Annotated in this window: 20 protein-coding genes; 10 read left to right on the forward strand and 10 right to left on the reverse strand. The window is 72.0% G+C overall.

Translation table 11 applies throughout. From position 1 onward, the window contains the following. Nucleotides 1–52 precede the first annotated feature (52 nt). The 3 genes from ACFWYW_RS00440 to ACFWYW_RS00450 all read right to left on the reverse strand — a co-directional run bounded on the left by ACFWYW_RS00440 (nt 53) and on the right by ACFWYW_RS00450 (nt 3,515). Entirely contained in the window at nt 53–697 is a 645-nt protein-coding gene (locus tag ACFWYW_RS00440; protein ID WP_379620158.1) for a GPP34 family phosphoprotein, read from the reverse strand. Next, on the reverse strand, nt 694–2,079 hold the full coding sequence (locus tag ACFWYW_RS00445) for an APC family permease (RefSeq protein ID WP_379620160.1): 1,386 nt from the start codon (nt 2,077–2,079) through the stop codon (nt 694–696). The genes ACFWYW_RS00440 and ACFWYW_RS00445 overlap by 4 nt, the downstream gene beginning before the upstream one ends. A 116-nt stretch (nt 2,080–2,195) precedes the next feature. Further along, nucleotides 2,196–3,515 carry a M14 family zinc carboxypeptidase gene (locus ACFWYW_RS00450; protein ID WP_379620162.1) on the reverse strand — a complete coding sequence of 440 codons (1,320 nt, stop codon included), beginning with the start codon at nt 3,513–3,515 and terminating at the stop codon, nt 2,196–2,198. Nucleotides 3,516–3,592: 77 nt separating this feature from the next. Between ACFWYW_RS00450 and ACFWYW_RS00455 the strand changes: the two genes are divergently transcribed. The 3 genes from ACFWYW_RS00455 to ACFWYW_RS00465 are packed head-to-tail and all read left to right on the forward strand — an operon-like array spanning nt 3,593 to nt 6,539. Continuing rightward, nucleotides 3,593–4,204 (forward strand): TetR/AcrR family transcriptional regulator, encoded by a 612-nt coding sequence (locus ACFWYW_RS00455; RefSeq protein WP_379620164.1) that lies wholly within the window; start codon nt 3,593–3,595, stop codon nt 4,202–4,204. A 27-nt stretch (nt 4,205–4,231) separates the two neighbouring features. Next, nucleotides 4,232–5,650, forward strand: coding sequence for an MFS transporter (locus tag ACFWYW_RS00460; protein WP_379620166.1), 1,419 nt, complete (start codon nt 4,232–4,234; stop codon nt 5,648–5,650). A gap of 40 nt (nt 5,651–5,690) precedes the next feature. Beyond that, nucleotides 5,691–6,539: a M55 family metallopeptidase gene (locus tag ACFWYW_RS00465; RefSeq protein WP_379620168.1), complete on the forward strand. Its 849-nt coding sequence runs from the start codon at nt 5,691–5,693 to the stop codon at nt 6,537–6,539. Here the strand turns inward: ACFWYW_RS00465 and ACFWYW_RS00470 are convergent. The 7 genes from ACFWYW_RS00470 to ACFWYW_RS00500 all read right to left on the reverse strand — a co-directional run bounded on the left by ACFWYW_RS00470 (nt 6,505) and on the right by ACFWYW_RS00500 (nt 14,571). Continuing rightward, nucleotides 6,505–7,350: an ABC transporter ATP-binding protein gene (locus ACFWYW_RS00470; protein ID WP_379620170.1), complete on the reverse strand. Its 846-nt coding sequence runs from the start codon at nt 7,348–7,350 to the stop codon at nt 6,505–6,507. The genes ACFWYW_RS00465 and ACFWYW_RS00470 overlap by 35 nt on opposite strands. Before the next feature lie 38 nt (nt 7,351–7,388). Next, nucleotides 7,389–8,408: a FecCD family ABC transporter permease gene (locus tag ACFWYW_RS00475; protein ID WP_379620172.1), complete on the reverse strand. Its 1,020-nt coding sequence runs from the start codon at nt 8,406–8,408 to the stop codon at nt 7,389–7,391. Between the two features lie 31 nt (nt 8,409–8,439). After that, nucleotides 8,440–9,444, reverse strand: a complete 1,005-nt coding sequence (locus tag ACFWYW_RS00480; protein ID WP_379620174.1) for a FecCD family ABC transporter permease — start codon at nt 9,442–9,444, stop codon at nt 8,440–8,442. Further along, a complete protein-coding gene (locus ACFWYW_RS00485; RefSeq protein ID WP_379620176.1) occupies nt 9,441–10,433 on the reverse strand; it encodes an ABC transporter substrate-binding protein in 993 nt (330 codons plus the stop codon). The genes ACFWYW_RS00480 and ACFWYW_RS00485 overlap by 4 nt, the downstream gene beginning before the upstream one ends. Nucleotides 10,434–10,459: 26 nt before the next feature. Then, nucleotides 10,460–11,281, reverse strand: a complete 822-nt coding sequence (locus tag ACFWYW_RS00490) for a siderophore-interacting protein (RefSeq protein ID WP_379620178.1) — start codon at nt 11,279–11,281, stop codon at nt 10,460–10,462. A 106-nt stretch (nt 11,282–11,387) separates the two neighbouring features. Further along, entirely contained in the window at nt 11,388–13,241 is a 1,854-nt protein-coding gene (locus ACFWYW_RS00495) for a trypsin-like peptidase domain-containing protein (protein WP_379620180.1), read from the reverse strand. A gap of 103 nt (nt 13,242–13,344) precedes the next feature. After that, on the reverse strand, nt 13,345–14,571 hold the full coding sequence (locus tag ACFWYW_RS00500; protein ID WP_379620182.1) for a C39 family peptidase: 1,227 nt from the start codon (nt 14,569–14,571) through the stop codon (nt 13,345–13,347). 217 nt (nt 14,572–14,788) lie between these two features. Between ACFWYW_RS00500 and ACFWYW_RS00505 the strand changes: the two genes are divergently transcribed. From ACFWYW_RS00505 to ACFWYW_RS00535, 7 genes are read left to right on the forward strand one after another with little or no spacing between them, the layout of a single operon-like run. Further along, nucleotides 14,789–16,387, forward strand: coding sequence for an amidohydrolase (locus ACFWYW_RS00505; RefSeq protein WP_379620184.1), 1,599 nt, complete (start codon nt 14,789–14,791; stop codon nt 16,385–16,387). Nucleotides 16,388–16,402: 15 nt separating this feature from the next. Next, nucleotides 16,403–17,908 (forward strand): ABC transporter substrate-binding protein, encoded by a 1,506-nt coding sequence (locus ACFWYW_RS00510; protein ID WP_379620186.1) that lies wholly within the window; start codon nt 16,403–16,405, stop codon nt 17,906–17,908. After that, on the forward strand, nt 17,901–18,842 hold the full coding sequence (locus ACFWYW_RS00515) for an ABC transporter permease (RefSeq protein ID WP_379620188.1): 942 nt from the start codon (nt 17,901–17,903) through the stop codon (nt 18,840–18,842). Before ACFWYW_RS00510 ends, ACFWYW_RS00515 begins: the two co-directional genes overlap by 8 nt. Then, nucleotides 18,839–20,494 (forward strand): dipeptide/oligopeptide/nickel ABC transporter permease/ATP-binding protein, encoded by a 1,656-nt coding sequence (locus ACFWYW_RS00520; protein ID WP_379620190.1) that lies wholly within the window; start codon nt 18,839–18,841, stop codon nt 20,492–20,494. The genes ACFWYW_RS00515 and ACFWYW_RS00520 overlap by 4 nt, the downstream gene beginning before the upstream one ends. Then, complete coding sequence (locus tag ACFWYW_RS00525; protein ID WP_379620192.1) at nt 20,487–21,329, forward strand: ATP-binding cassette domain-containing protein; 843 nt, start codon at nt 20,487–20,489, stop codon at nt 21,327–21,329. Before ACFWYW_RS00520 ends, ACFWYW_RS00525 begins: the two co-directional genes overlap by 8 nt. Next, nucleotides 21,326–22,633 (forward strand): amidohydrolase family protein, encoded by a 1,308-nt coding sequence (locus ACFWYW_RS00530; protein WP_379620194.1) that lies wholly within the window; start codon nt 21,326–21,328, stop codon nt 22,631–22,633. Before ACFWYW_RS00525 ends, ACFWYW_RS00530 begins: the two co-directional genes overlap by 4 nt. Next, entirely contained in the window at nt 22,633–23,535 is a 903-nt protein-coding gene (locus tag ACFWYW_RS00535; protein WP_379620196.1) for an amidohydrolase family protein, read from the forward strand. The genes ACFWYW_RS00530 and ACFWYW_RS00535 overlap by 1 nt, the downstream gene beginning before the upstream one ends. Nucleotides 23,536–23,603: the final 68 nt, after the last annotated feature.

The following is a 23,603-nucleotide window of genomic DNA, read 5'->3' on the forward strand; positions in this document are numbered from 1 at the left end:
GGCGGGCTTCCTGTGAGGGGTTTCGCGTGAAGTGATCGTACGGCGGCGCCGCTCAGCGGTACACGGCCACGGCCGCCTCGCCGATCAGCGCCTCGAACAGGCCGACGAGCTCCTTCACCTGAGGCGAGTGCTCGTTGACGATGGTCCGCAGGGTCGTGGTCAGCTGGGCGGGCGACTGGCCGATGTAGAGCTCGGTGTGCACCTGCAGCGCCAGCACGAGGCCGCAGAGCGCGGCGCCGCGCGCGTCCATCTCCCGCCAGCCGCTCACCGCGGAGCGCACGTCGGTCGAGGCGCGCACGATCGAGGCCATGTCGGCCCGGTAGCGCGTGTACGGCAGCATGCCCAGCCGCCGCCCGGTCACCTCCGTCAGCAGGCCGACGCGGAGGAGCTGCCGTCTGGCCCGGTCGTAGCTGTCGGCCGCGACCGTCTTGGACCAGGTCACCGCGTCCAGCTCGGGCCGCTCGCGCAGGAACGCCCCCGCGTACGCGTCGACGACCGGGTCGCCGGTGGGGGTGCGGTCGGTGACCACCACGGCGCGGCCGTTGAGCCGGACGCGCCCGTACAGGGCCAGGTCGATCAGCACCGCCCCGGCCAGCCCGAGGGAGATGGAGGAGCGGTGGGTGAGCGGCTTGCCGTTCTCGTGGTGGCACACGATGAAGAGGTCCTGGTAGAGCGGCGGCGGGACCTCCGCGCTCACACCGGCTCCTTCGTCAGCGCGCTCGGGCGCAGGGTGGGCGGCCGGCCGAGCAGGTACAGGGCGCCGAGGACCACGCCGCCCACCACGAACCAGATCAGGCCGACGACCTGCGCCATCACGTTGGCGTGGATCACCACGAAGACGAGCACGCCCAGTCCGATCAGCGGCGCGACCAGGTGCGCCCACATGTTCTTGGACCGGCCGCGGATCGTGTAGTGCACGATCACCGACAGGTGCAGGACGATGAAGGCCACCAGCGCGCCCATGTTGATCAGGCTGCTGAGGAAGTCGACGCCGTCCGGGCGGGTGGCCATCCACAGCCCGAGACCCACGGAGAGCGCCGAGATGAGCAGGATGGCGTTGGTGGGCACGGCGTTCTTGACCGAGATCCTGGCCAGGAACGAGGGCAGTTGCCGGTCGCGGGCCATGGCGTAGAGCAGCCGGGAGACCGCGACCTGAGCCACCAGGGTGTTGGCGATGCCCCACGAGACGGCGGTGGCCGTCGAGGTGACCTGCCTCAGCCACTCGCCGCCCGCCACCTGGGCCGAGTCGTAGAAGGCGGTGCCGCTGGCGCTGGTCAGCAGACCCTGCGGATCGGGTACGAGCAGCGCCGCCACCCAGACCTGGGCGATGAACAGCACGCCGGCCAGCACCAGCGCGATGCGCATCGCCCGGCCCACCTGCTCGGAGCCGCCGGTGGACTCCTCGACGAGCATGCTGATCCCGTCGAAGCCGAGGAACGACAGCACCGCCACCGACACCGCGGCGAACACGATCGGCCAGGAGAAGGTGTCCGGGTTGAACAGCGGCGCCAGGCTGAACCCGCGCCCGTACCCCTGCATGAGGGCCCAGACCCCGGCCGCCAGGAACAGGGCCAGCACGGCCAGCTCGGCGACGATCATCACCTTGGTGATGGTGATCGTCATGCGGATGCCGCGCAGGTTGATGGCGGTGTTGAGGGCGACGAAGAAGATCAGCCACGCCCAGACCGGGATGCCGGGCAGGGTGGCGTTCATGGCGATCGAGGCGACCAGGTAGAGCAGGCTGGGCACCAGCAGGTAGTCCAGCAGGATCGCCCATCCGGTCATGAACCCGACGGGCGGGGCGATGCCGCGGCCGGCGTAGTTGTAGACCGATCCGGACAGCGGGAACGCCCGGACCATCTGGGCGTAGGACATGGCGGTGAACAGCAGCGCGACCACGCCGACCAGGTACGCCATGACCGGCATGCCGCCCGATCGCGAGTAGACGAGGCCGAAGATGGCGAACGGTGCGATGGGCACCATCATGACCAGGCCGTAGAAGACCAGGCCGGCGAGCCCTACCCCGCGGCGTAATTCCTGCTGGTAACCGAAACGGTCGATGCCGGCCTGGGGGTCCACAACAGCCTCCTCGCTGCTGGTCTTACTGAGGTTGTGTGATCCTTCCGTAGCTCTGGGTCGCATCGCAAGACGTATCGGCCCCGTTCAACCGCACAGAACCTCGACAACATCGGTCATTACATACGGTCCGGGCTCTTGGCGGCCTCCGCGGCCAGCAGGGCGGCGCCGAGCTGGACGGCGACCAGCGTGCGGATCGGGATCGGGGTGGCGGTGAATCCGGCGTCGGCCTCGGCGAACCAGGCGTCGAACAGCGCCCGCATCCGGGCCCGCTCCGCCCGGATGGCCGGGGTCGGGTTGCCCGCCGCCAGCTCGGCGTCCAGCATCCGCAGCAAGGTGCCGCCGTAGCGCAGCCGCATGCTGTGCTTGAGCTGCTCGTTGCCGACGACCTCCGCGACCGTGGCCGGCCGGTCGGCGCCGGGGAAGCCCTCCCATTCGGAGATGTAGGCGTCGTAGGTGGCGACGAAGTCCTCCATCGACCGGCGGAACGGCGAGGCCACGGTCAGGTCGGCCCCGACCGCCGCCATCGACCGTCCCAGCTCGGCGATCAGGTCGCGCTGGGCCGCCAGGTGAGCCGCGATCGTGTCGCCGTACACCTGGGCGGTCGGGGTCTGGTCGGAGACGGCCGGATCGGCCCAGTAGGGCAGCTCGGTCACCAGGTGCAGGGCGCCGAAGCGGTCGGCGTAGTCGACGCTGCCGCCGCCGATGCCGTAGACCTCGCCCAGCTCGGCGCCGCGCGGCGTGATGTAGGCGGCCGGGCCGATCTGCCGGGCGCTCGGGATCTCCGGCGGGCCCATGTGCAGCGGCAGGCCCTGGCCGGAGGCGATGGCGGCGAGCTTCCCCGCCAGGCCGGGCACCTCGCGGCTGAGGTAGTAGAAGGCGCCCTGGAGCTCGCCGTTGTGCAGGGAGTAGACGAAGGCCGGCTTCACCTCGTCCATCAGTCGCATCAGCGCCTCGGTCTCCGGCAGCGTGCGGTCGAAGGTGTAGCCGTCGCCGGTCAGCGGGAACGTCCATTCGACCTGGTCGGCCTCGCTCGGGCGGTAGAAGTGCTCGGCGTACGCCCGCCGGTCGCCGGGCCGCGCGTACCAGCCTTCGTTGAGCCGGGCGCCGTCCGGGTCGACGCAGGGGATGAGGTGCCAGCGGTAGCCGAACTCCTCGCGCAGCCAGGCGTCGTCGATGAGCCGGCGCAGCAGGTTGCTCACGGTGAGGGAGCCGATGGGCTCGTTGGGGTGGGGGCCGCCGATGATGACCGCTTCGCGGGGGCCGGCGCCGATCGTGGCCACGCGGAGTGGTTCGCCCAGGCGGGAGGTGCCGATGTGGCGCAGCCGTACCAGATCCGGGTGGGTGGCGGCGAGGTGGTCGAGCTCGGCGTGCATCTGGTCCACGGACGGGAACGTGGCGTGGTCGGGCACCTGGTTCATGTATGCGTCGACGTTCATGCCCGCAAAGATAATCTGGATTATTCTAATAATCTAGATTATCGTTTCGCTCACTCGACTCCGGGAGACCCGACACCATGCGACTGACCAGGGCGGAAAGCAAGGCCGCGAACAAGCGCGCGCTGATCGACGCCGCACGGGAGGTCGTCGGCAGGGACGGAGCGCGGGCGAAGCTGGAGGAGATCGCGCAGCTCGCCGGGCTCACGACCGGCGCCGTCTACTCGCTGTTCGGCGGGAAGGACGGGCTGATGGTCGCGATGATCGACGACTACACCGGCCCGCTCGACCGGCGGCCGGTCGAGCGGATCCCGCCCGACCGCCCGCTCCAGGACGTCGTGGACGCCATCGCCCGCCAGTTCTGGCGGATGTCGGCCGACCCGGAGGCCGCCGGACTGCTGCTGTTCGAGGTCCGCGTGCTGGAGCTCGTGCTGAACGACGCGAACCTGCTGGCCAAGCTCAACACCGCGGTCAACACCTCCGAGGCCGACCTGGTACGCCACCTCGCCGGCCGCGAGCACGACGGCGTACCGGTCACCGGCGAGCAGGCCGTACGCCTGGCCCGCGCGCTCAAGGCGCTGCTGTCCGGGCTCGGTCAGGCCGTCATCCTCGGCGTCCACGACAGCTCGGAGGAGTTCTTCGCCGACGCCGCGCGCTCCCTGGTCACCGCCAGGGTGCTCGGCCCGGCATAGCCAGGCCACCCCCCGAAAGGCAGGACCATGTCCAGATCCGGCTTCGGCGTCATCGGCCCTCCGGTGCTGTTCATCGGCATCTTCCAACTGCTGGAGACGATGCTCTCGCCCGCGCTCCCGCTCATCCAGAGGGAGCTGTCCGCCTCGCCCGGCGAGATCGCGTGGATCTTCACCGGCGGGCTGATCAGCTCGGCGATCAGCACGCCGATCTCCGGCCGCCTGGCCGACATGTACGACAAGCGGACCGTCCTGCTCATCCTGATGGCGATCACCAGCGCCGGGGCCCTCATCTCGGGCCTGGCGCCCAACGTGCAGGTGCTGATCGCCGGCCAGGCCGTGCAGGGCGTCTGGCTGGGCGTGCTGCCGCTGACCGTCGGGCTGTTCCGCGACACCCTCGCACCCGAGCAGGGCGCCACCGGCAACGGCCTGGTCATCGGCGCGGCCGCGCTCGCCAGCGCGACCGGCCTGATCCTGTCCGGGCCGCTCATCGCCGCGCTCGGTTACCGGAGCCTGTTCTTCCTCACCCTGGGCGGCGCTCTGGTGGCCGCGCTCTGGGCCTGGATCGCCGTGCCCGCCACGGCCCGCGGCGCCCGCGGCCGCGTCGACTGGACGGGCGGGCTGCTGCTCGGCGGCGGGATCGCCCTGCTCATGCTGGGCCTGACCACCTCGTCGAGCCGGGGCTGGACCGATCCCGCCGCGCTCACCCTGTTCGCCGGCGCGGCCCTGACGCTGGCGCTGTGGGCGTACGCCGGGCTGCGCAGCCGGGAACCGCTCGTGGACCTGCGCCTGCTGGCCGGGCGCTCCTCCGCCGGAGTGACCGCGATGGGATTCGTGTTCGGCTTCGCCTCCTTCGGGCTGCTGGTCGCGCTGCCGATGATGCTGTCGCTGCCCGCGAGCACCGGGTACGGCATGGGTGCCGGCACCCTGGGGATCGGGCTCTACATGTTCCCGCTGGGCGTCGCGGGCACCGTGATCGCGCCGCTGGTCGGGCCGATGACGCGGGTGCTCGGGCGGCGTACCGTGCTGGTGCTCGGCGCCGTCCTGGTCTCCGTGGGCACCGCCATGCTCGCCTTCTGGCACGGCTCACCGTGGGAGGTCGTCGCCGGCGTGACCGTCACCGGCCTGGGCGGCGGCATCGGGCTCACCGCGGCGCTCAACGTCGTGGCCGCCGACGTGCCCGGGGAACGGGCGGCCGGCGTCAGCGGCGTGGTCTTCGTCGCCAAGAGCATCGGCGGCACCTTCGGGGCGCAGGTGGGCGCCATGATGCTGGCCGGCGGCAGCGTGGCGGGGATACCCGCCGAGAGCGGTTTCGTGTCCACCTATCTGCTGTCCGCGCTGCTCGGGCTGCTCGCCGTGGGCGCCGCGTTCGTGATCCCCAGCGCTGTGCGGAACGCCGAAGCCGCGCGCGAAGGTTCGGCCAACGCGCCAAAGCCCGCCGCCTTCTAGGGTGACACGCTGCCACAGCGGCCAACGAAAGGAGCAGTCAGTGCGGGTCTACATCTCCATCGACATGGAGGGCATTTCCGGCATCGCGACCATGGACCAGATCGTCCGTGGCGGCCACGGTTATCCCCGCTCGCAGCGCCTGATGACCGCCGAGGCCAACGCCGCGATCGAGGGCGCGTTCGAGGCGGGCGCCGACAGCGTCCTGATCAACGACAGCCACGGCACCATGGACAACCTGCTGCACGAGGAGCTCGACCCCCGCGCCCGGCTGATCTTCGGCACGCCCAAGCTGGACTGCATGGCCGAGGGCATCTCGGCCGAGCACGACGTGGCCATGTTCCTCGGCTACCACGCCGCCGCCGGCTCGCCCGGCGTGCTCTCCCACACCTACTCCTCACACTTCTACGAGGTGCGGCTCAACGGCAGCCTGGTCTCGGAGGCCGAGGTCAACGCGCTGCAGGCGGCCGCGGTCGGCGTCCCGATCGGGTTGCTCACCGGTGACGACGTCATCTGCGGCGTCGCGGAGAAGGCCTTTCCCGGCGTACGCACCGTCGCGGTCAAGGTGGCCCACGGGCACACCGCGGCCGACAGCCTCTCCCCGTCGGAGGCCAGGCGGCAGATCCGGGAGGCGGCGGCGGCGACCGTTCGCGGGGCGGCAGACCTGGCGCCGCTCCGCATGCCCGACGTGCTGGAGCTGGAGATCGACATGCCGAGCACGCCCGCGGCCGAGCTGGGCGCGCTGATCCCGGGCATACGCAGGATCGCCGACAAGACGCTCGCCGGCACCTTCACCACGCCCGCCGAACTGCTCGGCTGCGTGAGCGTCTGCTACCACCTCGCCGCCGACGCGATGATCAGCCGGATGGCCCTGTTCGGCCGTCGAGCGTAGGCACGACCATCGGCGTGCCGGTCACCGGGTCCGGCACGACGACGGCGGGCAGGTCGAAGACGTCCTTGATCAGCGCGGCGTCCACCACGTCGGCCGCCGCGCCCTCGGCGACGATCCGCCCGTCCTTCATCGCGATCAGATGGTCGGCGAACCGGCACGCCTGGTTGATGTCGTGCAGCACGGCGACGACCGTGCGCCCCTCGTCCCGCAGCCGCGACAGCAGCCCCAGCAGCCGGTACTGGTGCGCGATGTCCAGGAACGAGGTCGGCTCGTCGAGCAGCAGGTACGGCGTGCGCTGCGCGAGCACCATGGCCACCCACACCCGCTGCCGCTGCCCGCCCGACAACTCGTTCACCGGCCGGTCGGCCAGGCCGTCCACGCCCGCGGTCGTCATGGCCTCGCTGACCGCGCTCTCGTCCTCCGCCGACCACAGCGACAACATCGGCTGGTGAGGGAAGCGCCCGCGCCCGATGAGCTGCCTGACCCTGATGTCCTCCGGCGCCAGCGGATCCTGGGGCAGGAACCCGAGCGAGCGCGCGAGCGCCTTGGCCGCGTAGGACCCGACGTCCCGCTCGTCGAGCAGCACGTTCCCCTCGGCCGGGCGCAGCAGCCGCACAAGGGCCCGCAGCAGCGTCGACTTCCCGCACGCGTTGGCGCCCACGATCGCGGTGAACGCGCCGTCGGGGACGTCCAGGCTCAACCGGGTCGAGACCACCCGGTCGGCGTAGCGCAGCTCCAGATTCTGGGCCCGCAGCCGCACCTCGGTCACGTCCGCCGCACCTCCGCGGCCGGCACGCAGATCAGAGGTCACGTCCGCCTCACCTCCATGCCCGGCATTCAGATCAGAGGTCACGTCCGCCTCACTTCCTTGGCCAGCAGCCAGATCAGATAGCAGCCGCCGATCGCGGTGGTGACGACACCGACCGGCAGGGATTCCGGGGCCAGCAGCATCTGCGCGGCCAGGTCGGCGCCCTGCAGCAGGACCGCGCCGGTGAGCGCGGCCGGCAGGAGCGGAACCCCGGCCGCTCCCGCCAGCCGGCGCCCGATCTGGGGAGCGGCCAGCGCGATGAACACGATCGGCCCGGCCACCGAGGTGACCGTCGCGGTGCACCCGACGCCGACCAGCACCATGAGCAGCCGCAACCGGCCCAGCCCGACGCCGGTGGCGCTCGCGACCGCCTCGCCCAGCGCCGCCTGGTGCATCGTGTGCGACCAGGCCGCCATCAGGGCCAGCAGTACCGCGATGATCGCGAAGGGAACCGGCAGGTCCGCCCAGTCGACGCCGTTCAGCGAACCGGCGTTCCAGCCCACGGCCGCGATCGCGACCTCCAGTTCGGCGCGCAGCACGATCCACGAGTTGAAGGCGGTCACGATCGCGCTGACCGCGATCCCGATCACGACCAGGCGCAGCCCCGACAGCCCGCCGCCCGAGGACAACAGGTAGATCATGGCGGCCACGGCCAGCCCGCCGATCACCGAGCTCGTCGCGAGCACGACGGAGCCGCCGGAGAACACGGTGAGCGCGACCAGCGCGCCGGTGTACGCGCCGGCGTCGAGACCGATCACGTCGGGGCTGCCCATGGGGTTGCGGGTGAGGTTCTGGAAGATCGCCCCGGCCACGCCGAGCGCGACGCCGAAGACCATGCCGGCCAGCACCCGGGGCAGCCGCCAGTCCCTGATCACCACCACGGACTCGCCCTGCCCGCCGAGCGCGGCCAGCACCTCGCCGGGCGTCGCCCACGAGGCCCCGTAGCACAGGCCGAGCAGCCCGGCCCCGAGCATCATGGCGGCCAGCGCCGCCGACAGCACCAGCGTCCGCCGCTCGACCCGGACCGCCCGCCCGGCCGCCCGCAGCACGACGACACTCACAGCGCCCCCACCCCAAAGCGCAGCACGACGTTCACAGCGTCCCCGCTCCGTAGCGCCGCACGGCCCAGATGAGCACCGGGCCGCCGAGGAACGCGGTCACGATCGCCACCGGCACCTCGCCCGTCGGCAGCAGCACCCGCGAGCCCATGTCGGAGACCAGCAGCAGGATCGGTCCGAGCACCGCCGAGTACGCGGTCAGCCACGGGACCGAACCCCTGGCCAGCGGCCGAACCACATGCGGCACGATCAGGCCGACGAACAGGATCGGCCCGGCCGCGGCGGTGGCCGCCCCGGCCAGCACGGTGATGCACAGGAGTGCGGCCAGCCGTACCCGGGTGACGCTCGCGCCCAGAGTGCGCGCGACCGTCTCGCCGAGCGCGACCGCGTTGAGCGGACGGCTGAGCAGCAGCGCCCCGGCGACGGCGAGGACGATCAGCACCAGCGTGAGCGCGAACGGGTCCTTCTCGCGCCCGGCCAGCGAGCCGATCGACCAGAACCGGAAGCGGTCGAAGACGTCGGGCAGCATCAGCCGCAGCCCCAGCGACAGCCCGGCCAGCACCGCGCTCAGCGCGACGCCGGTGAGCACGAGGCGCAGCGGCGACGCGCGCCCCACCGAGTACACCAGCACCGCGGCCAGCGCCGCGCCGCCGCCGGACAGCACGAGCTCCGAGGTGGGTGTGGTGGCCAGGCCGAGCGCGGCGCCCATGGTCATCGCGAAGCCGGCCCCGGCGGTGACGCCGAGGACGCCCGGCTCGGCGAGCGGGTTGCGCGACAGCGTCTGGATGAGCACGCCCGCCACCGCCAGGGCGGCGCCGACGCCCACGCCGAGCAGCGCGCGCGGCAGCCGGACGTCGCGCACGATCGAGTGGTCGGGCGACCCGTCGAAGGCGAACAGCGCCCGCACCACCTCGGCGGGCGCGACGGCGTGGGCGCCGATGCCGACGCTGACGACGGCGGCCAGCGCGAGCAGGGCCACCCCGGCGACGAGCACCGCGCCGCGCCCGGTGATCGTCCCGGCGCGTGCGGCGAGCGTCATCGCCCGGCCAGCGGCGCCAGCGACTTGTCGAGCGCGTCCAGGGTGAGCAGCGCCTGGCCGTAGGTGGCGGCCTCGGTGTAGCGGATCGCGAAGGCCTTGCCGGCCTTCACCGCGGGCAGCTTCTTCCACAGCTCGGAGTCGAGCACGTACTTGACGGCCTGCAGCGGCGCGCCGTCCGGGCCGACCGAGTAGGTGACCGCGTCGGCCTCGGCGAGCGCCGTGGGCAGTTCCTCGATCGAGGGGTACTCGCTCACGTCCTTGCTGCCGCCGCCCTTCACCTTCACCTGGCCGTAGTAGGCGGCGCCGATGTCGTTGGCGATGTTGGTGCCCCACGACTTGTCGAACTCGCGCTGGAAGGTGCCCTTCCCGACCTCCCCGTACGCGCCGACGTGGGCGAGCTTCAGCCCCGGCAGGACCTTCTCGTACTTCTTCCTGAGCTCGGCGGCCTTGGCCTCGTAGGTCGTCTTGGCGGTGTCGAAGCCCTCCAGCGCGCCCGCGGCGTCGGCCTGGCGCTGCGACAGTTCGCGCCACGCCGAGGGGACCGTCGGTCCGATCGCCACGACGGGCGCGATCGACTGCAGGCGCTTGAGGTCGATGTCGGCCAGCACCGGCGTCGGCACGCCGATGACGATGAGGTCGGGCTTGGCGTTGGCGATCGCCTCGTAGTTGGTCTCGGCCGCGGTGTCCCCGGCGACCTTCGGCAGCTTGTCGTAGGCGGCGCGGGTCTTGGCGTCCATGAGCGGCACGCCGCGCTTCCACGTCGAGATCCCGGTCAGCGGCGCCCCAGCCTCGATCAGCACGGGTACGGCATAGCCGGTCGCGACCACGCGCTGGGGGTCGGCGGGGATGGTGATGTCGCCGTTGGCGGCCTTGAAGACGCGGGTGGCGGTCTTGGCGGCGGGCGGCTGGCTCCCGGTGTTCGACGCGCAGCCCGCGGTGGCCACGGCGAGTGCGAGCATGACGGAGCCGAGCGTGCGGCCAGTAGACATGGGTGTTTCCTTAAACGTGGGGTGGATCAGTGGTCGTCGTAGTCGGCGGCGCCGCGTTTCCAGTAGCCCGTGATGTCCTGGTCGTCGGCGCCGAGCTCGAGGTGGTCGCGGACCCAGCGGCGCAGCGGCTTCAGCGCGTCGGCCTCGCCCGCCATCCAGGCGAAGATCCGCTCGCCCTCGGGCACCACCACCTCCTGCACGGCCCGCGCGAGGTCGCCGTTGCGCAGCCAGCGGACCTCGACGCCCGCGGGCGCGGTCAGCTCGATCTCCTCGCCGGCGTCGGCGACCTCGATGAAGGCCCATCCGGCGGCGGTGCGCGGCAGTTCCTCCAGCCACCGGGCGATCGCGGGCAGCGCGGTGAGGTCGCCGGCCAGCAGGTACCGGTCGTAGGAGTGGGGCACGATCAGCCCGCCGGGCGGGCCGGCGACGTGGGCGCTCGCGCCGGGGGCGGCGTTGCGTGCCCAGTCGGCGGCGACGCCCTTGCCGTGCAGGGCGAAGTCGAGGTCGAGTTCGCCGGCCACCGGGTCGTAGCGGCGCACCGTGTACTTGCGGGTGGTGGGGAACGGGCGCGGCCAGCTCAGCATGAGCCCGTCGGGCTCGGGCAGGCGCAGGGAGCCGTCGGTCTCGGGGAAGATCAGGCGTACGTGCTCGTCGGGGGAGTGGGCCTCGAACCCGGCCAGGCCGGGGCCGCCCAGGGTCACCCGGATCAGCCCGCTGCCGACCATGGCGGTGCGCAGGACCTCGACCTCGCGGATCCGGATCGGGTAGGCCACCTTGCGGGCGATCGTCCCCGCTCTGACCTCCGCGATGCGCTCCAGGTACCGCTCACGGTCATCGATCCGCTTCACGAGTTCCGTCCCTTCTGGGTGATTTAGGCAAGGCTAACCTAATCACATGGAAGAGAGGAGCCGCGCCCGGGGGCAGGCCGGGCGCGGCCGGTCGAGCGGGGATCGGTCAGGGAGCGTCGTAGCCGAGGGAGTAGGCGCCGGCGCCGCTGTAGGCGTGGACGCGGTAGCGGTAGTACCCGGCGGTGCCGGTGTACGTGAGCGTCTCGTCCGGGCCCGAGGTGGCGCCCTGGGCGACGGCGGCCCAGCTGGAGCCGTTCCACTTCTGCAGGTACAGGTCGTAGTCGGTGCCCGCGGGACCGTCCAGGCAGGCGCGGTGCGGGCCGGTGGTCGTCGTCTGGAAGTACTGTCCGTCAGGCTGGTACTGGCTGGCGCCGCTGGTCAGCGACCCGGTCTTGTTCGTCTCGTAGCCGGGACACCCCGTCGGCGGAGCGCCGCCGAGTGTCAGGGTGAACGTCGACGAGCGGGTCACCGAGGCGCCCGTGCCCACGACGGTGATCGTGTAGCTGCCCGTCGACGCCTGCGCGGTGGTGGAGAGCGTCAGCGTCGAGGACGCGCCGGCCTGGATGACCGAGGGCGAGAACGACGCGGTGACGCCCGCCGGCTGGCCGGAGGCCGCGAGCGTGATCTGCTGCGCGCTGCCGCCGGTCACCGCGCTGGACACGGTCGAGGTGGCGGTCTGTCCCGGCTGGATGGTGGCCGAGGACGGGGAGAGGGCCAGCGAGAAGTCGTTGCCTCCGGTGGGCGGGTTGTTGTCGATCATGCCGGAGATCTCGTTGTAGACCTCGGTGATCCTGGTGCCCCAGTTGGGGCAGCCGCCCAGGTGGTGCAGGGCGATCACCTTGTGGCTGGAGGCGGCCAGCACCGGCGAGCCGGAGTTGCCGCCCGAGGTGTCGCAGCGGTAGCCGGTGTTGACGCCGGAGGACACCACGTCGATCTTGCAGGTGGCGCCGCCCTGGGTCTCCTCGAACAACGACAGCCGCTTGGGCCGCGCGTCGCCGTGGCCGGGGATGTAGATCCGCTCACCGGCGACCGGCGGGCGCGGGTCGAGGTACAGCGTGCCGAACTGCTGGACGGCGGCGAAGTCGGCGACACTGAACAGGGTGTAGTCGAGGGCGTTGAGCCCGCTGGTCTTGAGGAACTGCCCGCCGGCCACCTTGGTGCCGGCCCGCGGGTCGTTGCCGCCGCAGGTCGCGCACTGGTAGTCGAACTGGAACTCGCTGGCGGCCAGGTCGGCGGCGTTCTCCATGCAGTGGTTGTTGGTCAGCATGCGGTTGGTGTTGCCGACCCGCCACGCGGTGCAGTGGCCCAGGCCGTCGAGGAGCTGGCGGGCGACCGCGTTGCCCCTGGCGTACTCGGTGGGGTGGCTGTCGCGGTAGCAGACGACGTCGCGCCGGGCGTCGGTGCCGCAGACCGAGAAGCTCTTGGGGGTGCGCGCCGCGGCTTCGTCTCCGGTGAAGCCGCGGTAGTAGCGGTTGATCACGGCGCCGTAGCCCAGCCCGGCGAGCCGGGCGGCCGAGCGCCGGCCGGTGGTGTGCAGGGTGATCACGGCCGTGTCGCCGTCGACGGACAGGGCGGCGAAGCCCGGCGTGCCGTGGACGGTGTGGCCGGAGCCACGGACGTTGGCGCCGAGCGCCGGGTCGCCGTAGTAGGTGTGGACCTCACGGCGGTCGGGGCCGGCGACGGTGACGTAGTCGCCGGGGACGAGCTTGAGCGCGGCGAAATGGACCTTGATGTAGCTGGATCCCGGTCGCCGGATCTGGGTCGTGCGCTCCGCCGCGCCGTAGCGCAGCTTGAGGTCGGCAGCGTGCTGCTCGCCGGCGGGGGTGACCGGGTCCGCCTGCTGCTGGGCCGGTGGTGGGGTGGTCGCTGACTGCTGCTGGGGTACGGCTGCCGCGGCCGGAGCGGCCGTCGCGAGGATCGCGGCTAAGGCCACGATCGCAGTCCAGGGCTTGTGACTCATGCCAATGACACCTCCGCCTGGGGGGAAGACGGTTGGCCGAGGCTAACCCCACATGTGCTACGTACCGGTATCCGTCATCGGTACTGAACCTGCGTCCGGCCGCTCACCAGTTGGCGGGCAGCCCTGGGGTGCGGGCGGGCAGGCGGTGGCCGGGCGGGCGGATCACGTAGACGATGCCGGCGCTGCTGGAGCTGCGCAGCCAGACGTTCTCGAAGGCGGCACGGGGGTAGACCCGGCGCGCGTCGTCGTTCGTCGGCGCGTTGGCCGGGTCGTTGACGATCACGTCGCCGGTCCGGGTGAAGCCGATGACGACGAACAGGTGACCGTCGGTCCCGTACCCGGCGCCGGGCAGCTCTTCCTTCTTGAACGACTGCGAGGTGATCACCGGAATCCCGGCCTTGATGAACCGCTCAAGCTCCGTCAGCGACCGCAGCCGGGTGACGAACCCGTCGAGCCCGTACCGCCCCGCGTAGGCGGTGTTGAACGGCCAGTTCCCCGCCCCCTCGTAGTCCAGGTCGTAGACGTAGCGGGCGGCGTAGTCGACCTCGGGGCTCGGGTCGCTCGGATCGACCCAGGCCAGGTCGGCGGCGCTCGGCCCCTTGCGCCAGTAGCCCAGCACCATCGCGGTCGAGGTGGGGCTGCACCACGCCTGGCCGCCGCCGTCCCACTCGGGGTAGTGGCCGAGGTGGATGCCCTGCGAGCGCCGTGGCACCTTGAGCTCGGCGCCCCACGCCCCGCCGCCGGGGCTGACGGGCACGCTCGCCCGGTACGGCACCGCCGACGCCATCGCCCCCAGGGTCCGCACGACGGGCCCGCCCGCCTGGCCGGGTCTGCGGTGCAGCGTGACCCGGAGCTGGTAGGAGTCGACCGGCCGGCCCTTCGCGGCGGCGAACGTGTCGACGTTGACGGTGCCGTCCGCGTCGGCCTGGCCGGGTACGGAGGTGCGGCGGATGTCGGCGTCGCCGTAGGCCCAGCGGCCGAGGACGTACCACTTGGTGTCGGGTGACGTGCCGCGCAGCTCGATCTGGATCCAGGTGCCTGCCGGGGTGCCGGCGGTCCAGGAGCCGATCAGCTCGGTGGCGCCGAATCCGACCCGGGTGTCGCGGCTGGTCCAGCGGGCGTACTCCCAGCTCGCGCCGCCGTACTCGATCACGCCGGCGGGTGCGGCGAAGGTCAGGGTGGCGCCGGTGGCGACGCCCTCGGAGGTGCCCGCGCGCAGGGCCGCCCGCTGGTAGACCACCGGGGGAGGTTGCGCGCCCGCGGCCGCGTGGAGCGGCGCGGGGATCGCGGTCAGGAGCAGGGTCGCCAGCAGTACGGCCAGCTTGCGCATCGGGCCTCACCTCGAGCGGAAGATAACACCGCAAATACCGCGTTCGCCTCGGATGAGTTACGTATGCGGCCACGATTGCGCAATCGATTTCGCTGAAGAAACACACTGTCGGAAGGGGGTGCTAGTCAGATTTTCGGCTACTTTAGAGCAAACGATTGACATCCTCTCGCTTCACATGGACACTCAGCCGCAACGTCGGTGTGAAGGGACCTCCGAGTTGGCTACTTCGGACCTGCTGTTGATGAACGCCCTGGTGACCACGCTCGCCGAGGACGGAAGGACGCCCGCCGAGGCCTCCGCCGTGCTCATCAGGGACGGACGCGTGACATACGTCGGAGAGGACGCGGTCGCCAGAACGATGGCCGGCCCCGCGGTCCCCGTGATCGACGCCGGGCGGCGCAGGGTGGTGCCCGGCCTCATCGACGGGCACACTCACTTCGTCCGCGCCGGACTGACCTGGAACGACGAGGTCCAGTGGGGCCGCGAGCCCACCCTCGCCGGAGCCCTGGAACGGATCGCCGAGGCCGCAGCGGACCGCCCGCCCGGCACCTGGATCAAGGTCATCGGCGGCTGGCATCCCGAGCAGTTCGCCGAGCGCAGGGCGCCCACGCGCGAGGAGCTGGACCGCGCCGCCCCCGGCCATCCGGTCTTCGTCCAGCTCGGCTACTCGTGGGGCCTGCTCAGCACCGCCGCCCTGCGCGCGGTGGACCTGGGCAAGGCCGCCGCCGAGGGCCTCGACGCCGGCGCCGTCGACCCGGCCGGCGTGCTGCGCGGCATGGCGGCGATGCGCTGGCTGTACTGGCAGCTGCCCGTACCCACGCCGGAGGAGCAGGTGGCCTCCACGGCCGCCGCCTCCCTCGCCTTCAGTGCCGCCGGGATCACCGGGCTCATCGACGGCGGCGGCGCCAACACCGGCCCCGACGTGTACGCCGCCCTCTACGAGACCTGGCGGCGCGGGCTGCTCACCGTCCGGGTGCGCACGACCGTGCACGCCTCGCGCCCGCACGCCGAGCCGGAGGAACTGCCCGGCTACCTGCGCTTTCTCGCGCCGGGCCTCGGCGACGACATGCTCAGGGTCCTCGGCATGGGCGAGATCATCCACTACAACGTGCACGACGGCTTCTCCCGCAGCCCCGACCTGTCGGAAGGCTCGCTCGAAGCCCTGTACGCGACCTTCACCGACTGCGCCCGCCGCCGCTGGCCGGTCCAGATCCACGCCATCAGGGCCGACACCATCGAGGCGATCGTGGGCCTGTGGGAGCGGCTGGACGCCGAGATCCCGCTGGCGCCGCTGCGCTGGGCGATCGTGCACGGCGAGGGCATGAGCCGGGCGACGGTCGGGCGGGTGGCCAGGCTCGGCGTCGGCGTGCTCGTCCCGGCGATGCTCAGGTTCGAGGGCGCCGAGCTGATCGAGGCGTGGGGCGAGGAGGCGGTGCTCCAGGCGCCGCCGTTGCGGGCCCTGCTCGACGCGGGCGTGCCGGTCGGCGGGGGCACCGACGCGATGCGGGTGGCCTCCTACCGCCCCTTCACCGCCATGCACTGGTACGTCTCCGGACGCGAGATCGGCGGAAAGCGGATCAGGGCCGCGGACAACCTGCTCACCCGTGCCGAGGCGCTGCGCATCTGCACCGGTGGCAGCGCCTGGTTCAGCTTCGAGGAGCACCAGCGCGGACGGCTGGAGCCCGGCCTGCGCGGCGATCTGGTGGTGCTCGACCAGGACTACTTCACCGTGCCGGAGGACGAGATCCCCGGAATCGGCGCCGAGCTGACCGTGGTCGGCGGCGTCCCCGTCTGGGCCGGTCCCGCGTTCCGTTAGAGAAGGAGAGCCGTCATGTCCTACCGCAAGCTCGTCGCGGCGGCACTCGTGGCCGCGGCGATCACCGCGTGCTCGGCCCAGAACACCGGCCCGTCCACCGCTCCCGCCGCGGCGGCCGGAGGAACGCTCAGGTTCGGCGTGGGCTTCACGCTCGACGACTGGGAGCCGTTCAACAAGCCGAACAACACCTACGTCTCCGCCGTCTTCGAGCAGCTCGTCGAGCAGGCGCCGGACGGCATCGAACTGCTGCCCAGGCTCGCGACCTCATGGAAGGCGACGGGCGGGCAGGTGGAGTTCACGCTCAGGACCGGTGTCGTCTTCCACGACGGCACGCCGTTCGACGCGCGGGCCGTCAAGGTCAACCTGGAGCGGATCCGCGACAGCATGACCGAGTTCGCGACGATCATGAAGCCGGTCGAGGAGATCCTCACCCCCGACGCCTCGCACGTGGTGCTCAAGCTGAAGCGCCCCGCCCCGGCGCTGCCCGCGCAACTGGCCAGGACGGGCGGCTACATGCTGAGCCCCAAGACCATCAAGGACGGCACGTTCAAGACCCAGCCCGCCGGAACCGGCCCGTGGAAGTACAACGCCGCCCAGTCGATCCGCGACTCCAAGGTCGTGCTCGACTTCTTCGACAAGTACTACGAGCCGGACAAGGTCGGCCCGCGCCGCCTGGAGATCCACACGATCGCCGACGACGACAGCGGCTACAACGCGCTGGTCACCGGCCAGGTCGACGTGGTCTCCGTGGCCGCGCAGTACAAGAAGCGCGCCGAGACCCAGGGCCTGAAGTCGCTGTGGTACCCCGGCCTGCGCTACCACTTCCTGTTCTTCGACCGCAAGGACACCTTCGCCGACCCTCGCGTACGGCAGGCCGTCTGTCACTCCCTGGACACCAAGGCCCTGCTCGACGGCCAGTTCGAGGGCCTGGGCGAGAGCTACCCGCAACGCTTCAGCGAGGGCCAGCCCGGCTACAACCCGCAGGTACGCGGCTACACCCGGGACGTGACCAAGGCCCGCGCCCTGCTGGCCGAGAGCGGCAAGAAGGACGTGAGCTTCACCTTCCCCGTCTTCCCCGGCACCGAACTGCTGGGCGAGCTGGTCCGCAGCCAGCTGGCCGAGTCCGGGATCACGGTCAAGGTGGAGAAGATGTCGATCCCGCAGTACTTCTCTACCTTCGACCGGTACCCCGCGGCGTACAACACCAGCAACAGCGAGAGCACCGGCCCGCTCGACTACTACTCCTACCGGTTCGCCCCGGACGGCGGCGGCAACCCGTACAAGACCGGCTCCCCGGAGCTGGAGAAGCTGGCCGAGCAGGCGCTGGCCGGCGGCACGGACGCCGAGCGGGAGGACCTGTACCGGCGGATGACCCAGATCATCCACGACCAGGCACTCGACTGCGGCTTCTTCAGCCGCCCGATCACCTTCATCTGGGATCCGCGCAAGGTGGACAACATCGTGCCGACCCGGTTCGAGCCGTCGGTCTTCCGCTACAAGGAAGCCCGCATCCATGCGTAAGCTCATCCTCTCCCGGCTGCTCGCCCTGCCGCCGATGCTGCTGCTGGTGTCGGTTGTGGTGTTCCTGCTGACCCGGGTCGGGGTCGACCCGACCCGGCAGATGCTGGGCGAAGGGGCGAGCGAGGCACAGCGGGCGCTGCTGCGCCATCAGCTGGGCTACGACCGGCCGCTGGTGGTGCAGTTCGGGTCATGGCTGGGCCAGGTGTTCAGGGGCGATCTCGGGACCTCGTTCTTCACCCAGCAGCCCATCGTGTCCAGCCTCGCCGAGCGGCTGCCGGTCACGCTGGCGATGGTGGCCGGCGGCACGCTGCTGGCGATCGCCGTCGGCGTGCCCGCGGGCGTCTGGGGCGCCCTGCGGGCGGGCTCGGCGATCGACCGGCTGATCACCGCGGTCACCTCCGCCGGGCTGGCCATGCCCGGGTTCTGGCTGGCGCTGCTGCTCATGCTCTTCTTCGCGGTGGAACTGCGCTGGTTCCCGGTGCTCGGGTTCACCCGGTTCGCCGACGGGCCCGGCATGTGGGCGTACGGGCTGGTGCTGCCGTGCGTGGCGCTGGGACTGCACTCGGCGGCGGTGATCGCCCGGCAGACCAGGGGCGCCATGGCCGAGACGCTGCGCGCGCCGTACGTGCGGGCGCTGCGCGCGGTCGGCACGCCGCGCCGCAGGATCGTCTACCGCTACGCGTTGCGCAACTCCATGGTGCCGATCCTGACCGCGGTGGGACACGAGGTCATCGTGCTGCTCGCGGTCAGCTTCGTGGTCGAGCGGGTCTTCGCCATCCCCGGCACGGGCACGCTGATCCTGGACGCGGTGGTGCGCAACGACGTGCCCGTGCTGCAGGGCGGGATCGTGCTGGTCGCCTGCCTCGTGGTGCTGATCAACCTGGCCGTCGACATCGGCTACGGGCTGCTCGACCCGAAGGCGAGGCCGCAGTGAGCGCCGTCTCCCGGCTGCTCAGGCAGCCCGCCACGTTCGTCTGCCTGGCGTTTCTGCTGCTCCTGGTCCTGGCCGCGGTGGCCGCGCCGTGGCTGGCGCCGTACGACCCGTCGGCCGTGAACGTGACGGGCAGGCTGGAAGGGCCGGGCGCCGCGCACTGGCTGGGCACCGACGAGCTGGGCCGCGACCAGCTCTCCCGGCTCATCTACGGCACCCGGATCGCGCTGCGCGCCTCGGTGCAGGCGGTGGGCCTGGCCCTCCTGCTCGGTGTGCCCGCCGGGCTGGTCATCGGCTACTTCGGCGGCTGGTGGGACCGGGTGGCCATGCGCGTGGTGGACGCCGTCAGCTCCATCCCGGCGCTGCTGCTGGCGTTCGGCGTCGTCGCGCTGCTCGGGCGCGGCCTCACCAACGCGATGCTGGGCGTCAGCGTCATCTTCGCCATCCAGTTGCTCCGGCTGACCCGCGGGATGGTGCTGGCCGAGCGCGAGCTGCCGTACGTGGACGCGGCCCGCGTGCTCGGGCTGTCCGCCCCGCGCGTCATGTTCGGCCAGATCCTGCCCAACGTGGCCGGGCCGCTGATCGTGCAGTCCTCCATCTACCTCGGCTTCGCGCAGCTCTTCGAGGCCATGCTCAGCTTCCTCGGGCTCGGCGTGGACGTGGGCGACGCCTCGTGGGGGCAGATGCTGGACCGCTCGCGGGCCTACGTGGGCGACCAGCCGTGGCTGCCGGTCTTCCCCGGCCTCGCCATCATGCTCACGGTGCTGGCGTTCAACCTGATCGGGGACGGCCTGCGCGAGGCCATGAGCGGGGCGCGGGCACCGGCGCCCTCCTGGAAGCCGCCGCCGGTGCGGCTCGTGCCCGCCGAATCCACGCGGGCGCTGCTCTCGGTGCGCTCGCTGAGCGTCGCCTTCCCCGGACCGGTCACCGTGGTCGAGGACGTGAGCTTCGACATCGCGGAAGGCGAGGTCTTCGGCCTCGTCGGCGAGTCTGGCTCGGGCAAGACGATGACCGCGCTCGCGCTGGCCGGCCTCCTGCCGCCGCCCGGCGCGGTGACCGAAGGCAGCGTACGGCTGGCCGGCCGCGAGCTGCTCGGCCTGCCCGACAACGAGCTCGCCACCCTGCGCGGCCCGGAGATCGGCATGATCTTCCAGGATCCGCAGTCCGCGCTGTCACCGGTGCACACCATCGGCAGGCAGCTCATCGAGCCGCTGCGTACCCACGAGGGCCTGTCCCGCCGGGCCGCCCTGGACCGGGCCGCCGAGCTGCTCACCCTGGTCGGCGTGCCGGACGCCCGGCGCAGGCTCGGCGACCACCCCCACCAGTTCTCCGGCGGCATGGCCCAGCGCGTGGTCATCGCCAGGGCGCTGGCCGCGGGCCCCAGGCTGCTCATCGCCGACGAGCCCACCACGGCGCTCGACGTGACCGTGCAGTGCCAGGTGCTCGACCTGCTGCTCGACCTGCGCGAACGCTTCGGCATGACGATCCTGCTCATCACCCACGACCTGGGCGTGGTGGCCGACGTGTGCGACCGGGTCGCGGTCATGCGCGCGGGCAGGATCGTGGAGCAGGCGCCGGTCGGCGGACTGTTCACCGCACCGGAACACCCCTACACCGCCGCCCTGCTGGCCGCCTCCGGAGGTGCCCATGCCTGACCGGCCGCTCCTGCGGGTGGAGAACCTGCGGGTGAGCTACGAGACGGGCCGCACCCTGTGGAAGGCCCGCCGCTTCGACGCGGTGAAGGACGTCAGCTTCTCCGTCGCGGCCGGGGAGACGTTCGGACTGGTCGGCGAGTCGGGCAGCGGCAAGAGCACCACGGGAAGGGCGGTGCTCAGGCTGGTGCGCCCGGCCGCCGGGACGATCGAGTTCGACGGCCACGACCTGGGCGCGTTCGGCGCGCGTACGCCCCGCTGGTACCGGCAGGCCGTCCAGGTCGTCTTCCAGGACCCGCTCGCCTCCCTCAACCCCCGGCATCCGGTGGCCAAGACGCTGACGCTGGCCCTGCGCGCGGGCAACGACGGCGGCACCGGCGGCGTGGACGAACTCCTCGACCAGGTCGGGCTGGCCCGCGAGCTCGGCGGACGCTACCCGGCCGAGCTGTCCGGCGGACAGCGCCAGCGGGTGGCGATCGCGCGGGCGCTGGCCGTACGGCCCCGCCTGGTCATCTGCGACGAGGCCGTCAGCGCCCTCGACGTCTCCACCCAGAGCCAGATCATCGAACTGCTGCTCAAGCTGCAGCGCGAACTCTCGCTGAGCCTGCTGTTCATCTCCCACGACCTGGCGGTGGTCCGGCGGATCAGCCACCAGGTCGGCGTGATGCACCTGGGCAGCCTGGTCGAGCAGGGCGGCGCGGAAGAGGTCTACCGGCGGCCCCGCCACCCGTACACCCGCATGTTGCTGGACTCGGCGCCGGTGCCCGACCCCGTCGTCCAGCGGGAGCGGCGCGCCCGCAGGCGCGCGCCGCGCGAACTCACGGAAGAGGAAGCATGACGATCCTGATCAGGGGCGGACACCTGCTGACCATGGACGACGCCATCGGCGACGTGCCCGGCGGCGACCTGCTCATCGACGGCACGGCCATCGTCTCCGCGGGGCCGGCCGACCCCGCCGCGCGGGCGGAGGAGGTGATCGACGCGACCGGGATGATCGTGCTGCCCGGCTTCGTGGACACCCACATCCACCTGTGGCAGACGGTGCTGCGCGGGCTGGCCTCGGAGCTGTGGCACGGCGAGTACTTCACCTCGGTGCTGCCCTACCGCTCCAGGTTCCGCCCGGAGGACGTCTACGCGGGCGGCTTCGCCGGAGGCAGGGAACTGCTCGGCAACGGGGTCACCACCGCGCTCGACTTCTGCCACTGCATCGCGACGCCGCGGCACTCCGACATGGCCGTGGCCGGGCTGATCGACTCCGGCATCCGGGGCGTGCACGGCTACAGCCTGCGCGACAAGCCGCCCGGCCACTTCACCTCGCACGACCAGCGGCTCGCGGACGCCGTACGGGTGCAGGAAGGGCTGGGGCACGACCGGGTCTCGCTCATGCTGGCGCTCAGCGACCTGGAGACCGTCGACCTGGCGACCAGCGCCAAGGAGGTGGCGTTCGCCCGTGAGCGGGGGCTGGGGATGACGATCCACTCCAACTACGCGGGGCAGATCACCGCGATGCACGAGGCGGGGCTGCTCGGCCCCGACCTCGTGCCGGTGCACGGCAACGTCGTCACCGACGAGGAGATCAGGATGCTGGCGGACGCCGACGCCACGCTGTCCTCCACCCCGGCGGTCGAGATCGGCCTCGGCTCCTCGTTCTCGATCGTGCGCAGGGCCGTCAAACTCGGGCTGCGGGTCGGCTGGGGCTGCGACATCGTCACCTACACCGACGCCGACCTGCTCGGCCAGATGCGCCTCGGCTATCAGCTCACCTGCTACCTCGACAGCGAGGAGGAACGCTCGCAGGGCCGCGACGGGCGCCGCCGTCCCGGCATCCCGACGCTGACCGCGCGCGAGGTGCTGCGCATGGCCACCGTGAACGGCGCGCGGGCCCTCGGCCTGTCCGCCCGGATCGGCAGCCTGACCCCCGGCAAGGAGGCCGACGTCATCCTGGTGAAGGGCGGCTCGCTGGCCGACCCGGCCGCCCACGTGCTCATGCAGTGCAACGGACGGGACGTGGACACCGTGCTGGTGGCGGGCGAGGTGCGCAAGCGGGCCGGGCGGCACGTCGGGCTCGACCCGGAGCGGCCCGGCGTGCTCGTCGACGCCGCCCGCGCGCACGTGCTCGCCGAGTTCCCCAGCCACGACTGATGCGCGTCGACTTCCACGCCCACCTGTGGACCGACGACTACCTCGACCTGCTCGACTCCTACGGCCGCGCCGCCACGGCGGTCCAGCGCGGCAGGGGAGCCGGCACGTCCCGGTCCGAGATGGCCGCGCGCCTCTCGCTCATGGACGCGGCCGGCATCGGACTGCAGGTGCTGTCGGCGACCCCGCAGGCGGCCGACTTCGCCGATCCGGCCCACGCGCAGACCGCCGCCCGCCACGTCAACGACCTGTACGCCAAGACCGTGCGGCGGTGGCCGGACCGCTTCGCCATGCTGGCCGCCCTCCCGCTCCCGCACGCCGGCCTGGCCGCGGCCGAGCTGGAGCGGGCCATGGACGAGCTGGGCGCGGTCGGCGTCGCGATCAACTCCGCCGCGCTCGGGCACGCCTCGCTCCTTCCCGTGTACGCCGAGCTCGACCGGCGCGGCGCGGTCCTGTTCGTGCACCCGGCGGGGGAGTTCGCGGCCGACCCCAGGCTGCGGTGGGCGGTCGGCGCGCCGGTCGAGGACACGGTGGCGGCCATGCGGCTCATCGCCGACGGCGTCCCGCTCCGTCATCCGGGGATGCGCATCGTCGTCCCGCACCTCGGCGGGGCGCTGGCGATGCTGGCCGAGCGGGCCGACCACCAGATGTCCGGGCTGCCGGAGCCGCCCAGCGTCACGGCCCGCCGGATGTTCTACGACACCGTCTCCCACGGCCACGTGCCGGCCCTGCGCGCGGCCGCGCAGACGTTCGGCGCCGACCGCCTGGTCCTGGGGACGGACTTCCCGTTCCTGAAGGGGGAGTTGTTCACCGGCGCGGTCTCCTATCTGGCGGAGGGGCTGGACGCGCAGGAGGTGGAGCAGGTCACCCGGCGGACCCCGTCGAGCTTGCTGACACGCGGCTGAGCCTGACTCAGTCCGTGGTCAGGGCGGCCAGGAACGCGGTGCCGGCCCGCACACCGTCGGCCGCGAGC

Source organism: Nonomuraea sp. NPDC059023, from assembly GCF_042740095.1.
Lineage (GTDB): Bacteria > Actinomycetota > Actinomycetes > Streptosporangiales > Streptosporangiaceae > Nonomuraea.

Coding starts and splice junctions, on each gene's coding strand:
- ACFWYW_RS00485 (WP_379620176.1), bottom strand. CDS start 10,433: ATGTCTACTGGCCGCACGCTCGGCTCCGTCATGCTCGCACTCGCCGTG.
- ACFWYW_RS00450 (WP_379620162.1), bottom strand. CDS start 3,515: ATGAACGTCGACGCATACATGAACCAGGTGCCCGACCACGCCACGTTC.
- ACFWYW_RS00535 (WP_379620196.1), top strand. CDS start 22,633: ATGCGCGTCGACTTCCACGCCCACCTGTGGACCGACGACTACCTCGAC.
- ACFWYW_RS00500 (WP_379620182.1), bottom strand. CDS start 14,571: ATGCGCAAGCTGGCCGTACTGCTGGCGACCCTGCTCCTGACCGCGATC.
- ACFWYW_RS00455 (WP_379620164.1), top strand. CDS start 3,593: ATGCGACTGACCAGGGCGGAAAGCAAGGCCGCGAACAAGCGCGCGCTG.
- ACFWYW_RS00515 (WP_379620188.1), top strand. CDS start 17,901: ATGCGTAAGCTCATCCTCTCCCGGCTGCTCGCCCTGCCGCCGATGCTG.
- ACFWYW_RS00510 (WP_379620186.1), top strand. CDS start 16,403: ATGTCCTACCGCAAGCTCGTCGCGGCGGCACTCGTGGCCGCGGCGATC.
- ACFWYW_RS00530 (WP_379620194.1), top strand. CDS start 21,326: ATGACGATCCTGATCAGGGGCGGACACCTGCTGACCATGGACGACGCC.
- ACFWYW_RS00460 (WP_379620166.1), top strand. CDS start 4,232: ATGTCCAGATCCGGCTTCGGCGTCATCGGCCCTCCGGTGCTGTTCATC.
- ACFWYW_RS00480 (WP_379620174.1), bottom strand. CDS start 9,444: ATGACGCTCGCCGCACGCGCCGGGACGATCACCGGGCGCGGCGCGGTG.
- ACFWYW_RS00495 (WP_379620180.1), bottom strand. CDS start 13,241: ATGAGTCACAAGCCCTGGACTGCGATCGTGGCCTTAGCCGCGATCCTC.
- ACFWYW_RS00525 (WP_379620192.1), top strand. CDS start 20,487: ATGCCTGACCGGCCGCTCCTGCGGGTGGAGAACCTGCGGGTGAGCTAC.